14 protein-coding genes are annotated in these 14,129 nt (G+C 69.2%); 5 read left to right on the top strand and 9 right to left on the bottom strand.

The features are described from left to right. Positions 1–2,139, top strand: a 2,139-nt coding sequence (locus ACLN58_RS09980; protein ID WP_415855110.1) for a bifunctional polysaccharide deacetylase/glycosyltransferase family 2 protein, incomplete at its 5' end; no start/stop codon positions are given. Between the two features lie 4 nt (positions 2,140–2,143). Here ACLN58_RS09980 and ACLN58_RS09975 read toward each other — a convergent pair. The 4 genes from ACLN58_RS09975 to ACLN58_RS09960 all read right to left on the bottom strand — a co-directional run bounded on the left by ACLN58_RS09975 (position 2,144) and on the right by ACLN58_RS09960 (position 5,437). Next, complete coding sequence (locus ACLN58_RS09975) at positions 2,144–2,746, bottom strand: cation transporter (RefSeq protein WP_415855109.1); 603 nt, start codon at positions 2,744–2,746, stop codon at positions 2,144–2,146. 10 nt (positions 2,747–2,756) lie between these two features. After that, the gene (locus ACLN58_RS09970; protein WP_415855108.1) at positions 2,757–3,104 is read right to left on the bottom strand and encodes a hypothetical protein; all 348 of its coding nucleotides are present in this window, start codon (positions 3,102–3,104) and stop codon (positions 2,757–2,759) included. 133 nt (positions 3,105–3,237) lie between these two features. Next, positions 3,238–4,419, bottom strand: coding sequence for an MFS transporter (locus tag ACLN58_RS09965; RefSeq protein ID WP_415855107.1), 1,182 nt, complete (start codon positions 4,417–4,419; stop codon positions 3,238–3,240). Between the two features lie 34 nt (positions 4,420–4,453). After that, positions 4,454–5,437: an aldo/keto reductase gene (locus ACLN58_RS09960; protein ID WP_415855106.1), complete on the bottom strand. Its 984-nt coding sequence runs from the start codon at positions 5,435–5,437 to the stop codon at positions 4,454–4,456. A gap of 131 nt (positions 5,438–5,568) precedes the next feature. On the opposite strand from ACLN58_RS09960, the gene ACLN58_RS09955 reads away from it, so the two are divergent. Further along, a complete protein-coding gene (locus ACLN58_RS09955) occupies positions 5,569–6,453 on the top strand; it encodes a helix-turn-helix transcriptional regulator (protein WP_415855105.1) in 885 nt (294 codons plus the stop codon). A 14-nt stretch (positions 6,454–6,467) separates the two neighbouring features. On the opposite strand, the gene ACLN58_RS09950 is transcribed toward ACLN58_RS09955, so the two are convergent. Both ACLN58_RS09950 and ACLN58_RS09945 read right to left on the bottom strand, forming a co-directional pair. Beyond that, positions 6,468–6,821 carry a type II toxin-antitoxin system PemK/MazF family toxin gene (locus ACLN58_RS09950; RefSeq protein ID WP_415855104.1) on the bottom strand — a complete coding sequence of 118 codons (354 nt, stop codon included), beginning with the start codon at positions 6,819–6,821 and terminating at the stop codon, positions 6,468–6,470. Further along, positions 6,814–7,050, bottom strand: coding sequence for a hypothetical protein (locus tag ACLN58_RS09945; RefSeq protein ID WP_415855103.1), 237 nt, complete (start codon positions 7,048–7,050; stop codon positions 6,814–6,816). The genes ACLN58_RS09950 and ACLN58_RS09945 overlap by 8 nt, the downstream gene beginning before the upstream one ends. A 328-nt stretch (positions 7,051–7,378) precedes the next feature. On the opposite strand from ACLN58_RS09945, the gene ACLN58_RS09940 reads away from it, so the two are divergent. After that, positions 7,379–8,410, top strand: a complete 1,032-nt coding sequence (locus tag ACLN58_RS09940; protein ID WP_415855102.1) for an aldo/keto reductase — start codon at positions 7,379–7,381, stop codon at positions 8,408–8,410. Positions 8,411–8,668: 258 nt separating this feature from the next. Here ACLN58_RS09940 and ACLN58_RS09935 read toward each other — a convergent pair whose 3' ends face one another. The 3 genes from ACLN58_RS09935 to ACLN58_RS09925 all read right to left on the bottom strand — a co-directional run bounded on the left by ACLN58_RS09935 (position 8,669) and on the right by ACLN58_RS09925 (position 12,309). After that, positions 8,669–9,043, bottom strand: coding sequence for a cupin domain-containing protein (locus ACLN58_RS09935; RefSeq protein WP_415855101.1), 375 nt, complete (start codon positions 9,041–9,043; stop codon positions 8,669–8,671). A gap of 138 nt (positions 9,044–9,181) precedes the next feature. Further along, positions 9,182–11,080 (bottom strand): FAD-binding monooxygenase, encoded by a 1,899-nt coding sequence (locus tag ACLN58_RS09930; protein WP_415855100.1) that lies wholly within the window; start codon positions 11,078–11,080, stop codon positions 9,182–9,184. Between the two features lie 236 nt (positions 11,081–11,316). Then, positions 11,317–12,309, bottom strand: a complete 993-nt coding sequence (locus ACLN58_RS09925; RefSeq protein ID WP_415855099.1) for an aldo/keto reductase family protein — start codon at positions 12,307–12,309, stop codon at positions 11,317–11,319. A gap of 286 nt (positions 12,310–12,595) precedes the next feature. Here ACLN58_RS09925 and pcaH point away from each other — a divergent pair, with 286 nt between their 5' ends. Then, the gene (gene pcaH, locus ACLN58_RS09920; RefSeq protein ID WP_415855098.1) at positions 12,596–13,414 is read left to right on the top strand and encodes a protocatechuate 3,4-dioxygenase subunit beta; all 819 of its coding nucleotides are present in this window, start codon (positions 12,596–12,598) and stop codon (positions 13,412–13,414) included. Then, positions 13,404–13,988, top strand: coding sequence for a protocatechuate 3,4-dioxygenase subunit alpha (gene pcaG, locus ACLN58_RS09915; protein ID WP_415855097.1), 585 nt, complete (start codon positions 13,404–13,406; stop codon positions 13,986–13,988). The genes pcaH and pcaG overlap by 11 nt, the downstream gene beginning before the upstream one ends. Positions 13,989–14,129 lie beyond the last annotated feature (141 nt).

The raw sequence follows: 14,129 nt of genomic DNA, 5'->3' as shown, positions 1-14,129 counted from the left end.
CGGCCTGCCCGTGTGCGGGCCCACTGGGCGGTCCTCCTCGCCGTGCTGATCGCCGTCGGCGTCGCGCTGACAGTCCAGGGCTACATCCATCACCTCGCCGGGATCGGCGACGACTCGGTCCCCGCGGAAGGCTCCGCGGGCACCGTCCCCGACGCGGTGTCCCACGGCGGTCCGGTCGTCGACGCGCGGGGCGCGACCGTGCGCACCGTCGCAGCTCCGGACCGCACCCTCGCGCTCACATTCGACGACGGCCCCGATCCCGAGTGGACGCCGCAGATCCTCGACGTGCTCGAGAAGCACCACGTGCACGCGACGTTCTTCGTGGTCGGCTCGGCCGCGATCGACTACCCGGAGATCGTGCAGCGCATCGTCGCGGACGGCGACGAGATCGGCGTCCACACGCTGACCCACGCCGACCTCGGGAGCGCCCCCGCCTGGCGCCAGCAGCTCGAGGTGCAGGGCGACCAGCAGGTGATCACGGGCATCACGGGCCACGCTGCGACGCTCCTGCGCCCGCCGTACAGCTCGGAGAACGACGCGGTCAGGGACGGGACGTGGGCCGCCATGCGCGCCGCGGCGAACCAGGGTTACCTCACGGTCCTCACCACGAAGGACAGCGAGGACTGGCAGCGGCCCGGCGTCGCGACCATCGTGAAGAACCTCTCCCCGACAGGCCCGCAGGGCCAGGTGCTCCTCATGCACGACGGCGGGGGAGACAGGGATCAGAGCGTCGCCGCCCTCGACGCGAGCCTCACGGCGTTCGCGAACCAGGGCTTCAAGGTCACGACCGCGGGCGAGGCCGTGGGGATCACGAGCATGCGGGACGCAACCGCCGCGGAACAGCTGAGCGGCGCGGCGTTCGTGTGGGGCATCCGGCTGAGCGACTGGGTCGTCACCGGAATCTCGTGGGCGCTCCTCGCGAGCGGCGTCGTGACGTTCATCCGGGCCGTGCTCGTGATCGGCTTCGCGGCCCGGCACCGCCGGGCGGCCCGCCGCGCGCAGAACGCGGGCCGCGGCCGCCGCCGCATCACGACGCCGATCCGGCCCGAGATCACGGAGCCGGTCACGGTGATCGTGCCGGCGTACAACGAGTCGGCGGGGATCGAGGCCGCCGTCCGGTCCATCGCGGCGTCGAAGCATCCGGTCGAGATCATCGTGGTCGACGACGGCTCGACGGACGGCACCGCGGACCTCGTCGAAGCGCTCGGCCTCCCAGGCGTGCGGGTGGTCCGAAAGCAGAACGGCGGCAAGCCGTCCGCGCTCAACGCGGGCCTTGAGCTCGCGTCCCACGAGCTTGTGGTCATGGTCGACGGCGACACCGTCTTCGAGCCCGACACCGTCCGTGCGCTCATCCAGCCTTTCGCCGATCCTCGCGTCGGCGCCGTGTCCGGGAACACCAAGGTCGCGAACCGCGGCGGGATCCTCGGCGCGTGGCAGCACATCGAGTACGTGGTGGGCTTCAACCTCGACCGCCGCCTCTTCGACGTCGCGGAGTGCATGCCGACCGTCCCCGGCGCCATCGGCGCGTTCCGCCGCGACGCCCTGTTCCGGGTGGGCGGCGTGAGCGCCGACACCCTCGCCGAGGACACCGACCTCACGATGGCCCTGTGCCGCGACGGCTGGCGCGTGGTCTACCAGGACGACGCGCGGGCCTGGACCGAGGCGCCCGCAACGCTGGGCGCGCTGTGGAAGCAGCGGTACCGCTGGTGCTACGGCACGCTCCAGGCCATGTGGAAGCACCGAGGCGCGGTGTTCCAGGGCGGGCAGGCCGGCAAGCTCGGACGCCGCGGCCTCGGCTACCTGCTCGTGCTGCAGGTGCTCCTGCCGCTCTTCGCGCCGGTGGTGGACATCTTCGCGATCTACGGCCTGATCTTCCTCGACCCCGTCCGCATCGGCGCCCTCTGGCTCGTGTTCCTCGCCGTCCAGCTGCTCATGGCCGGGTACGCCTTCCGCCTCGACAAGGAGTCCCTGCGCCCGCTCTGGACGCTCCCGCTGCAGCAGTTCGTCTACCGGCAGCTCATGTACCTCGTGGTCATCCAGTCCGTCGTGACGGCGCTCGCGGGCGTCCATCTGCGGTGGCACCGCATGGAACGGTACGGAAGCCTGCGCGTCCCGCCCGCCACGCAGGGCCAGGCCTAAGCCGTCACGTCTTGAACGTCTCCCACGCCTCCCGGGCGGCGTAGGCGATGACTACCACGCCGGCCAGGGGATCGGCCCACCACCAGCCGAAGAGCCCGTTGAGCACCAGGCCGAGCGTTACGGCGGCCGCGAGATAGCCGTCGATGAGCGTGACCTTGCCCTCGCTGACCAAGACGGGGTTCCCCATGAGGCGCCCGGTTCGCAGCTTGCCCCACGCGAGACCGAACATGACGACCACCGTGAGTGCAGTCCAGACGATGCCGAGCGGGGACGCCTCCGGGCGGGAGCCCGAGGCCAAGACGACGATGACCTGGGCGGTGAGGTACAGGCCCAAGACCATGAAGGCGACGCCGATGAGCCGCTGAGCTCGCGCCTCGCGCTCCCGATGCACGCCCTTCAGCTCCCACACTACGACCAGCGAGGCGAAGATCTCGATGAGGGTATCGAGCCCGAAGCCAGCCAGTGCCGGGGACCCGGCCAGGGCCGCGGCGTAGCCGATGAACCCGACCTCGACCACGTTCCAGCCCAGCGTGGCGTACTCGAGGCGGAGCCCGGTCCGCAGCAGGTTGGCATCACGGGTCGTGCCGGGGGTGGGGACGGTGCTCACACGCTGAATCTTAAGCGGGCTCGCCGCGATAGGCGGGCCGTAGGGCCGGGATGGCGAACTCGCGCTCGAGGTCCGCCATCGCCGCGAGCGTCGCGCGGTAGCCAGCCTCCGTGCCGGGTTCGGGGACCGGGAGCCACGCGATGTGCTCGCGGGCCGCGATCCTTGCCGCAAGGTCCTCGGCGCCCTTGAGGTGGTAGGACCAGGGCCCGCTCGTCGCTAGCGTGACCACGAAGAGGGGCTGGAGCTCGGCTCTCGTATAGGACCACGACCAGCTGAGCTGGCGGCGGCGCATGAGCTCGTCGAGGACGTCGCCCAAGTGCATTTCCCGGTAGTTCCGATAAGGCCGTTTCAGCACCATGGTGGTTCCTCCCGCAGTGGGTGGCGCCGAGCCAGGTGGGGCGCCTGGGACCCGGTCGTGCGGGACCACGATAAACCCATGGGAGAACGTCTGTGCAACAAATGCGCTGGAGTGGCGCGTCAAAGGCGCAAGATTACGGAGATTCCGGGGATTTCGGGACCGCGAGCGGGCCCTTCCGGCCAATCGTCCACACGGCGAGCGCGAAACAGCTGAGTGCGATGCCCGCCGCGGCGACGGCCGTCCACCCGCCCGCCGACCACAGGAGTGCGGCGGCCGCCGAGCCGATCGCGCCGCCGATGAAGTTCGCCGTGACGTAGACCGTGTTGAGGCGGCTGCGGGCCTCGTGCGAGAGGGAGAGCAGCCGGGTCTGGTTGAGCACGCTCTGGCCTTGGATCGCAACGTCGAGCACGAAGACCACCGCGATGACGATCACGACCGAGCTCCGCGCGAACTCCGCGAGCGCGAACGAGGCGAGCGCGAGCGCCCACGCGATGCCGGTCGCGGGCAGTGACCAGCCGCGGTCATGCAGGCGGCCCGCGCGCTGCACCGTCACGGCACCGGCGATCCCCGCGAGTCCGAAGAGCCCGATCACGGCGACCGGGTAGTTGAACGGCGGGCCCGCGAGCAGGAACGTGAGCGAGGTCCAGAACAGCGTGAATGCCGCGAACCCCGCGGTGGAGAGCGCGAGCGTCCATCGCACCGAGCGCTCATTGACGAGGGCGGCGCCCACCGACGCGAGGAGCCTCGCGTACGGGATGCTCGCCTTGGGTGCGAGCGGCGGAAGGACGCGGTACAAGAGCCCCGCGAGAACGACGACGGCGACCGCGGCCACCGCATACACGGCCCGCCACCCGCCGGCCGCGGCAACGAGGCCGCTGATGGTCCGCGACGCGAGGATGCCCGTGAGGATGCCCGCCACGACGGTGCCGACCACGCGGCCGCGATGCGCGGTGTCGGCGAGGTCGCCCGCGAGCGGGGTGAGGATCTGCCCCGCGACGGTCGTGACGCCCAGGAGGCTCACTGCGACGAGGAGAAAGGCCATCGAGGGCGCAAGCGCGCACAGCACGAGCGCCGCGGCGGAGGCGAGCATCATGACGACGACGAGGCGCCGCCGGTCGAGCACGTCGCCGAGCGGCACGATGAGCAGGATCCCCGCGGCGTAGCCGAGCTGGGTAGCCGTGACGAGCCAGCCCGCGGTCGCGGCGGACGCGTGCAGATCGGCCGCGATCGCGTCGAGCAGCGGCTGGGCCCAATACAGGTTCCCGACGGCGGCGCCCCCGGCCACGGCGAACAGGAGCGTGAGCCCCGCTGTCATGGCCGGGTGTCGCGCCGTTTGCTGCGGCATGGACTTACCCCCACTTCCCCGTGAGCACCTCGGCGCGGTCCGTGGCGGGCGGCGGCGTGGGGGAGAGGGCCGAGATCTGGTCGCGGATCTCGGGCGTCAGGTCGATCTCAAGGGCCGCGAGCGAGCCCTCGAGCTGCTCGACGTTGCGGGCGCCCACGATCGGGGCTGTGACGCCCGGGTGACCCATCGCCCAGGCGACGGCGAGCGCAACAGGCGAGACCCCGGCGTCGTCCGCGAAGCCCACGAAGCGCTCGGCGGTGACGCGGTCGCTCTCCGCGCCGTAGCGGTCCGTGTAGCGCGCGTTCTCGACGAGCCGACCGCCGGCGGGCTGCTGTCCCGCCCGGTATTTGCCCGTGAGCAGCCCGCCGCCCAGCGGGCTGTACGTGATCACGCCCAGGTTCTCGCCCTGGGCCAGCGGGAGGAGCTCGACCTCCGCCTGCCGCTTGACGAGGTTGTACATCGGCTGGATGAGTTCGAACCGGGCCAGGCCTTCGCGGGCCGAGACCCCGAGCGCGGTCGCGATCTGCCATGCGGCCCAATTGCTCACGGCGGGGTAGAGGATCTTGCCCTGCTGCTGGAGGTCGTCGAGCGCGCGGAGGGTCTGCTCGATCGGGGTGCGCTCGTCGAAGGTGTGGACGAAGTAGAAGTCGATGCGGTCCGTGCCGAGGCGCGCGAGGCTCGCCTCGACCGACTGCATGATGTGGCGCCTCGAGAGGCCCTGGGCGTTCGGGTCCGCGCCCATGGGGAAGCCGACCTTCGACGTGATGACGAGGTCGTCGCGCTCGCCGGCCGCGAGCTTGCCGAGGATCTCTTCGGAGCGGCCGCCGCTGTACACGTTGGCGGTGTCGAAGAAGTTGATGCCGAGTTCGCGGACCCGGCGGTACATCGCGGCCGAGGTCTCCTCGTCTGCTTCGGCGCCGAAGGACATGGTGCCGAAGCACAGCGGGGAAACCTGCACGCCGGTCGATCCGACGGTTCTGTAGTCCATGGGAATCCTTTCCAGATTCGACGAGTCCATTCCTATCGAACAGGGGTTCCGCGGAGTGCGGGAGAGCCCTCGTGATCCTAGTTCTGCCAGTACCTCCCTCTCATCGTCCCGTCCCGCGTAGCGTTGGTTGTATGGACAATCGGGTGGAGGTGCGCGAGTTCCTCTCGTCGCGTCGCGCGAGGATCACGCCGGAGCAGGCCGGGCTGACCGTGTTCGGCGGCAATCGACGGGTCGCTGGCCTGCGGCGCGAGGAGGCCGCGATGCTCGCCGGGGTGAGCGTGGACTATTACACGCGGCTCGAGCGCGGGAACCTCTCCGGGGTGTCCGAGAGCGTGCTCGACGCGCTGGCCCGTGGACTCCAGCTCGACGACGCCGAGCGAGACCACCTCTTCGACCTCGCCCGCGCGGCGAACGCCTCGTCCCGCCCGCGGCAGGGCAAGGCGCAGAAGCAGCGCATCCGACCGAGCGTCCAGTTCATGCTCGACGCGATCACCGGCGCGCCCGCGTTCGTGCGGAACGGGCGCATGGACATCCTCGCGTCCAACCCGCTCGGCGTCGCGCTCTACTCGCCGATGTACACGGACCCCGTGAGGCCCGCGAACCATTCGCGCTTCATCTTCCTGAACCCGCTGGCGCTCGACTTCTACCCCGACTGGGACCTCGCGGCGAACAACAACGTCGCGATCCTCCGGACCGAATCGGGCCGCAACCCTTACGATAAGGGCCTCGCCGACCTCATCGGCGAGCTGTCCATGCGCAGCGAGGAGTTCCGCGTGAGGTGGGCCGCCCACAACGTGCGGCGCCACTATTCGGGCAACAAGTTCTTCCGCCACCCCGTGGTGGGCGACATCGAGCTCATGTTCGAGGCGCTTCAGCTCGCGGAGGATCCGGGGCTCACGCTCACGGTGTATCCGGCCGAGCCCGGATCGAAGTCCGCGGAGTCCCTGCAACTCCTCGCGAGCTGGGCCGCGACCGAGCGCGTCGAGGATTGGGCGCGCCAGGGGAGCGGGGACTAGCCCGCCGTGTTGGCCTAGCGGCCGGTCCGAAGGTCGAGGAAGTCCCGCAGCCAGACGTCGACCCGGCGCATGGTCAACTCGTCGGCCGCGCCGGCCGTACCGGTGATCCGCTCGCGGTCGATGGTCCGGGGCTGTTCGGTCATGGCGAAGCTGGCCTGCTTCAGGGTCAGGGCCGGTCCTTCGAGCAGGATGTGGTGGGGGAGGTCTCTGTCCCGGGTGGTGACGGGAAGGATGATGATGACGCGCGGAATGCTCGCGTTGTAGTCATCGCTGGAGACGACGAGCGCGGGCCGACGGCCCGACTGTTCGCTGCCCTTGGTGGGGTCAAGATCGACCCAGACGACCTCTCCTCGGCCAACGTCAGGCATCCGCGAGGCCGTCCGCAAGCGTTGCCTCCCAGAGGGCAGACTCGGTTGCCTCGTCGCCGTCGACGGAAAGACTTGAGTAGGCCCGCCGCACGGCCGCGAATCGCTGTGCGCGCTCGTACTCATCGACAAGTTCGGCCAAGAGTGCCGCGGCGGTGAGCCCTCGGTCCTCGGCGTCATGGTTGATGCGGTCCCGCAGCTCGCGGGAAACCTTGATGGTGGTGGCCGTCATGATTCTATTCTACCTGAGCGGCGCCCTGTGGGTATACAAATCGGTATACGGCAAGCATATTGGCTCCGGCCCTCAGCGGGACGCGAGCCGTCCCGGAGCTCCTGTCCAGCACCACTGAGATCCGTGCCTCCGCCACGGAGGAGATGAAACTAGGCCCTACGCTCTGAGCTGTGGGCCGCGCCTTCGCAGGGACGCATTTGGGGGGAAGGCGCGGTCTCGGCCCCCGGGAGCGTCTGGGCTGGCAACCGGCGGCAACCCCTTTCCCGCCGCATGGCAGCCCTCATAGGCTGGGACGCGGAAAACCCTCAGCCACCCCACGGAGGTTCCGTTGGAATACCGCAATCTCGGAACGAACGGCGCGGTCGTCTCCGCCCTCGCCCTCGGAACGATGACGTTCGGAGCGGAAGCCGACGAGGCGACGTCGCACGCGATACTCGACGACTACGCGGCCGCGGGAGGCAACTTCATCGACACGGCCGATGTCTACAGCTCCGGTACCTCGGAGGAGATCGTGGGCAAGTGGCTCGCTGCGAATCCCGCCCAGCGTGAGCAGATGGTCGTGGCCACGAAGGCCCGCTTCCCCATGGGTCCGGGACCCAACGATCTCGGCACGTCCCGGCGGCACCTCCGCACCGCGCTCGACGCGTCGCTGCGGCGCCTCGGCACGGATCACATCGATCTGTACCAGATGCACGCGTGGGACCCGCTGACGCCCATCGAGGAGACGCTGCGGTTCCTCGACAACGCCGTGTCGGCGGGAAAGATCGGCTACTACGGCTTCTCCAACTTCCTCGGCTGGCAGCTCACGAAGGCCGCCTACGAGGCCAAGGCCCACGGCTGGGCCGCGCCCGCGACGCTCCAGCCCCAGTACAGCCTCCTGGTGCGAGGAATCGAGCTCGAGATCGTGCCCGCGGCGCTCGACGCAGGAATGGGGCTTCTGCCCTGGTCGCCCCTCGGCGGGGGCTGGCTGAGCGGCAAGTACCAGCGGGATACGCTCCCGAGCGGTGCGACGCGTCTGGGCGAGAACCCGCAGCGCGGCATGGAAGCCTGGGACGCCCGGAACGCGGCGTCGCGCACGTGGGACATCATCGACGCCGTGCGAGAGGTCGCCGACGCCAACGGCGTGTCTTCGGCGCAGGTGGCCCTGCGCTGGGTCGCGGACCAGCCCGCCGTGACGTCCGTGATCCTCGGCGCGCGGACGCGCGAGCAGCTCGCCGACAACCTCAAGGCGGCCGAGCTGCGGCTCGCACCCGAGGAGCTGCAGCGGCTCACGGAGATCAGTGCGCCCCAGGTCGAGGTCTACCCGTACGGGCCGAAGGCCGTCCAGCAGCGCAGCCGGAAGATCGAGGGCGGCCGGTAGGCCCCACCCGGAAGAAGCCCGGCTGGGGTGAGCGCGCCCAGACAACGAAGAGCGGACGACGGCGGGTGCCCACCCGCCGTCGTCCGCTCACTTGCGCTGTCGCCTCGGTTGTCGCCGATTCCGACCAGCTCTCCGAGACTCAGCCGGCGTGTCGCGCCCCGACACGCCGATTTGGGCCTGATCGAGGGACCAAACCCGGTCGGGAACCGGCCAACACCCCGCCGCGCGTGCCTCGGGGCTACTTCGATCCCGGGGGTGTCACGCGGGCTTGGCGTAGGTGGCGGCGCTCAGGAATTCGATGGACACGAAGTTGTCGTCACCCAGCACCCGGGCATCATGGCCCGGGGGAATGGCGAAGGTGTCGCCGGCCTTGATCGTGGCCGTCTCCCCACTGGTCAGCTGCACCTCGAGGGTGCCCGCAAGGCAATACCCCACGTGGCTGTTCTGGCAACTATCGGTCTTGACGACGGGCTTGATGCTCTCCGACCAGCTCCAGCCCTTCTCAAAGGAGAAGCGACCGATCGTGTAGTCGCTCACGGTGGAGATGTCGATGGCAGACTTGGCCGGCTGGCGCTTCTCTTCGGGCTCGTCGAGCGACTTCACACTGAGGCCCGTGACGGTGTTGGTTGGCATGGCGCACTCCTTAGCCGCCCCACCGAGCCTCCAGCTTCCCAGCAGAGACGAATTACCTTGTGGACGGCTTCAGGGTAGGACGCGTGCGGCCCGTGTCCAAGGGCGGGCGGCGGGCTCTTGGATTCCCGTTCCCGTCGGTCAGACCGTCTCCGGCTTCCGCGCCCCCAGGATCCGAGCGAAGAACGCGCCGAGCTCCGCCGTCGCGGTGAGCGGCAGGACGTTCGCCACGTACTGATCCGGACGGACCACCACGACCACCCCGTCCCTCGAGAGCCCCCGGGTGTCGAAGATGTCCTCCGACGGAACCGCCCCGTACACCTTCTCGAGGTACGTGAGCCTGAACGGCCCGACCTGAGGCTTGAACGCCGACGGAACCGCGCCGAGGTCGATGTTCCTGTAGTCCTGCTGGTAGATCACCCTGACGTCGAACCACGCGTCGCGGTCGAGGCCCTCGGGCGTCGCGGCGAGCGGCGAGTCGGGAGCGTTCGCGATCCACTCGGCGAAGTCCCCGACGCGCGACGGCGCGCCCGCCTCGGGTGCGTCGGTGAACACGTAGATGCGCCAGCGGCCGTCCGCGGTCGCCTGATGCCCGAGCTCGAGCGGGTTCGTGTCGCACACCCGAGTGACGCGAGCCGACTTGAAGCGCTTCCCGATCGGGAAGCCGGTCGCGAGGTCCTGGTGCACGGGCTCCGCGATGAGCATCGACGGTGCGTACTGCGTCATGAACCCGGCGGGGAACTCGGCCGTGCGCACATAGAAGTCCTCGAGCTCCGAGGGGTCCTCGAACTCCTCGGGCTTCTTCGCCATGAGCGAGGACCATTCCTTGTCGAAGTCGATGAGGTTCTTCGCGACCACCTGGCGCTCGGCGGAGTACGTCGAGAGGAGCGTCTCCGGCGCGCGCCCCTCGAGCACGTGTCCGATCTTCCAGCCCAGGTTGAAACCGTCCTGCATCGAGACGTTCATGCCCTGCCCGGCCTTCGCGGAGTGCGTGTGGCATGCGTCCCCCGTGATGAAGACGCGCGGGGTGCGCGTGCCCAGCTGCTCGGGGAGCACGTCGTCGAACCGGTCGGTCAGGCGGTGGCCCACCTCGTAGACGCTGTGCCACGCGATGTTGCGGACCTCGACCGTGTAGGGGTGCATGATCTCGTTCGCCTTCGCGATGATCTGCTCGATCGTCGTGCTGCGCGCGGTGCCGCGGCTGTCCGACGCGACCTCGCCGAGGTCCACGTACATGCGGAACAGATGCCCGCCCTCGCGGGGGATGAGCAGGATGCTGCCGCTCTCGGCCTGGATCGCGCACTTCTCGCGGATGTCCGGGAAGTCGGTCTCCGCGAGCACGTCCATGACGCCCCACGCGTGGTTGGCCTGGTCCCCGGCGAGCATGCAGCCGATCGACTGCCGGACCTTGCTCCGCGCTCCGTCGGCCCCGACCACGTACTTCGCTCGGACGGTGCGCTCCTGGCCCTCGAGGGCCCCGGCAGTGTGCACAAGCGTCACGGTCACGGGGTAGTCGCCGTAATCGGCAACCTCGAGCCCGCGGAATTCGTAGCCGAAATCCGGCTTCATGCGCGTGGGGGAGTTCGCCATGACCTCGGCGAAGTAGTCCAAGACGCGGGCCTGGTTGACGATCAGGTGCGGGAATTCGCTGATGCCCAGTTCGTCGTCGACCGCGCGGGCCGCGCGGACAATGCGCGAGGGGTCCTGGGGGTCCGGCTTCCAGAAGGCCATCTCGGTGATCCAGTACGCCTCGGCGATGATCCGTTCGGCGAAGCCGAACGCCTGGAAGGTCTCGACGCTGCGCGCCTGGATGCCGTCGGCCTGGCCGATCTCGAGCCGCCCGGGGCGGCGCTCCACGATGCGGGTCGTGACGTCGGGGAACTGGGACAGCTGCGCGGCCGTGATCATGCCCGCGGGCCCCGTCCCGACAATGAGCACGTCGACCTCGTCGGGAAGCTCGTCCGGCCGGTCGATGCCGACGCCGGCGGCCGGCTGAACTCGCGGGTCACCGGAGACGTATCCGTGGTGGTGGAAATGCACGGGCTTTCCTCACTTCGTTGTGGACGGCTGGGGCCATCAGAGAGCGTGTTCGATAATAGAACGTCGAGTTCTAATATCGCTCAACCATGGTAGGGCGCACCGCGGTCACGCTTCAAGCCCCTTGTGTGGTCCGCGCCACTGCGCGGCCTTTCGCGCACACAACGAAAGGACGACGACGGCGCCCGCGCGCCGCCGTCGTCCTCGGTTGTGTTGTGGGTTGGGTGGGCTGTGCCGGGTTAGCGGTGCTTCACGCCCGTCTGGGCGTTGGGGGCCAACTCGGGGCCCTTGACCGCGACGTCGCCGAGCGCCTCGTCGATGGCCTTGAGGACGTCGTCGGTGAGCGTGACGCCCGAGGCGGCTACGTTGGCGTGGACCTGCTCGGGCCGCGAGGCGCCCGTGATCGCCGACGCGAGCTCGCTCCGGCGCAGCACCCACGCGAGCGCGAGGGTCGGCAGGCTGATGCCGGCACCCTCGGCGATCGGCACGAGCCGCTGGACGGCCTCGAGGATCGGTTCGGTGATGAGCCGGTCCTTCGAGACGTTCATCGTCTCGCTTGCGAAGCGGCTGTCGGCCGGGATGGGCTGGCCGGGCTTGTACTTGCCGCTCAGGACGCCCTGCGCGAGCGGCGACCACACGATGTGGGAGATGCCGTTCGCCTCGCACAGCGGGAACACCTCCGCCTCGGGCGCCTGCCACAGCATGGAGTACTGCGGCTGCGACGAGACGAAGAGGTCCGGGCCCGCGATGTCGATCGCCGCCTGGATCTGCTCGGGCGTCCACTCGCTGAAGCCGAGGTAGCGGGCCTTGCCCTGCTCGACGACCTTCTGGAACGCCTCCACCGTCTCCTCGATCGGCACGGTCGCGTCGAAGCGGTGCGCCTGGTACAGATCGACGTAGTCCGTCTGGAGACGCGTGAGCGAGGCGTCGATCTGCTTCGCGATCTGTTCGCCCGAGAGCCCCGAGTCGGTGTCCGACATCTGGCCGAAGACCTTCGTGGCCAGGATGTACGAATCGCGCGGGTGCTTCGAGAGGATCTCGCCCCACGCGGTCTCGGCGGCGCCGCGCCCATAGACGTTCGCCGTGTCGAAGAAGTTGATGCCCGCGTCGAAGGCCGCCTCCGTGCAGGCCCGCGTCTGATCGGCCTCGACACCGCCCGAGTAGGTGAGCCACGAGCCGAGGGAGATCTCCGAGACCTCGAGGTCCGAACTTCCGAGTGTGCGGTAACGCATGAGGGATACCTCCATCGTTGAAAAGGTCTACCCTCCATGCCTACGCCCCTTCGCGGGTGGCGAGGAAGGCCCTCTCAGACCCCCTCAGGGCGAGGCACGCAAGACTTCCGTTCAACGGAAGAAACCTATCCGCGCCGCACCTCGGAACCTACGCTGGCAGGGACCGCCCATTTGTCGCAAGTGTTCGCATGGCGAACACTTGTGCAGAATGCGAACAGGCCTGTACCCTCGAAAAGGAGACAGTGCCGCTCGCGGGGCACTCGGCAAGGAAGCTAGAGGAGGAACCATGGGCGAGCCCGTCAAGTCGTCGGACGCCGCGGCTGACAATCAGGCGATTGTCAGCCAGGAGATCCGCGACATCGAAGAGGGCTACAAGGCGGCCCGCGCCGCGGGTCGGCCCGCGGAGACGCAGCCGCGTGTCGACTACCCGCCGTACCGCAGCTCGATCCTGCGGCACCCCACGAAGACCCTGCACCACGCTGACCCCGAGACGATCGAGCTCTACAGCCCGGCGTTCGGCCACCAGGACGTGCACGCGCTCGAATCGAACCTCACGATTCAGCACAACGGCGAGCCGCAGGGCGAGCGGATGATCCTGCGCGGCAAGGTCGTCGACGGCGCCGGTCGTCCCGTGGCGGGCCAGCTCGTCGAGATCTGGCAGGCGAACGCCGCAGGCCGGTACATCCACAAGCGCGACCAGCACCCGGCCCCGATCGACCCCAACTTCACGGGTGTGGGCCGCTGCATCACGGGTCCCGACGGCTCTTATGAGTTCCTGACCATCAAGCCCGGCGCCTACCCGTGGAAGAACCACCTCAACGCGTGGCGCCCCGCGCACATCCACTTCAGCCTCTTCGGCACGGAGTTCACGCAGCGCATCGTCACGCAGATGTACTTCCCGGGCGACCAGCTGTTCCCGCTCGACCCGATCTACCAGTCGATCGTCGATCAGGACGCGCGGGATCGTCTCGTGGCCCGCTACAACCACGAGTTCACGTCGCCCGAGTGGGCGCTGGGCTACGAGTGGGACATCGTGCTCACCGGCTCGAAGCGGACGTGGACCGAGAACGAAGCGTATGGAGAGCAGGGCGATAGTGAGCACTGAGACACCGAAGAGCACTGAACTTATCCCCACCCCCGGCCAGACCGTCGGCCCCTTCTTCGGCTACGCGCTGCCGTTCGAGAAGGGCGGCGAGCTCGTCCCGCCGGGCAGCCCGAACAGCGTCACGCTCCACGGCACGGTCTACGACGGCAAGGGCAACCCGATCCCGGACGCGATCCTCGAGATCTGGCAGGCGGATGCGAACGGCAACGTCCCGCACGAGACCGGCTCGCTCATCCGCGACGGCTACACGTTCACCGGCTGGGGCCGCACGCCCGTGGGGAACTCCGGCAAGTACGTCTTCTCGACCGTCAACCCGGGAGCCACCGAGCCGGGCAAGGCGCCGTTCTTCGCGGTCGCGGTCTTCGCGCGCGGCCTCATGAACCGCCTGTTCACCCGCGTCTACCTCCCCGAGGACACCGAGGCGCTCGAGAACGACGCCCTCCTCAGCTCGCTCGAGCCCGCGCGCCGGAAGACGGTCATCGCGGAACGCCTCGCCGACGGCTCGCTGCACTGGGACGTCCGGCTCCAGGGCGAGGACGAGACCGTGTTCCTCGACTTCCACGCCGAGGGCTGAGTCCCCATGACGGATCCCGCCGCCCGCGCCTCGTCCAGCGACCCGGCTGGCTTTGATCCTGCGGATCGAGGCCTGCTTTCGCCGGTCTGGGCCGGCCCCGACGTCGCGCGGGAGACCGGCGACGCCGCGCTCGTCGCTGCG

Source organism: Sinomonas sp. G460-2, from assembly GCF_047759905.1.
GTDB lineage: Bacteria > Actinomycetota > Actinomycetes > Actinomycetales > Micrococcaceae > Sinomonas.
The sequence above is the reverse complement of the archived record's forward strand: the minus strand, read 5'-3'. Positions and strand labels throughout refer to the sequence as shown.

Excerpts from the sequence above, each read along its gene's own strand:
- ACLN58_RS09970 (WP_415855108.1), bottom strand. The coding sequence starts at position 3,104 with ATGGTGCTGAAACGGCCTTATCGGAACTACCGGGAAATGCACTTGGGC.
- ACLN58_RS09965 (WP_415855107.1), bottom strand. The coding sequence starts at position 4,419 with ATGACAGCGGGGCTCACGCTCCTGTTCGCCGTGGCCGGGGGCGCCGCC.
- ACLN58_RS09960 (WP_415855106.1), bottom strand. The coding sequence starts at position 5,437 with ATGGACTACAGAACCGTCGGATCGACCGGCGTGCAGGTTTCCCCGCTG.
- ACLN58_RS09955 (WP_415855105.1), top strand. The coding sequence starts at position 5,569 with ATGGACAATCGGGTGGAGGTGCGCGAGTTCCTCTCGTCGCGTCGCGCG.
- ACLN58_RS09950 (WP_415855104.1), bottom strand. The coding sequence starts at position 6,821 with ATGCCTGACGTTGGCCGAGGAGAGGTCGTCTGGGTCGATCTTGACCCC.
- ACLN58_RS09945 (WP_415855103.1), bottom strand. The coding sequence starts at position 7,050 with ATGACGGCCACCACCATCAAGGTTTCCCGCGAGCTGCGGGACCGCATC.
- ACLN58_RS09935 (WP_415855101.1), bottom strand. The coding sequence starts at position 9,043 with ATGCCAACCAACACCGTCACGGGCCTCAGTGTGAAGTCGCTCGACGAG.
- ACLN58_RS09925 (WP_415855099.1), bottom strand. The coding sequence starts at position 12,309 with ATGCGTTACCGCACACTCGGAAGTTCGGACCTCGAGGTCTCGGAGATC.
- pcaH (WP_415855098.1), top strand. The coding sequence starts at position 12,596 with ATGGGCGAGCCCGTCAAGTCGTCGGACGCCGCGGCTGACAATCAGGCG.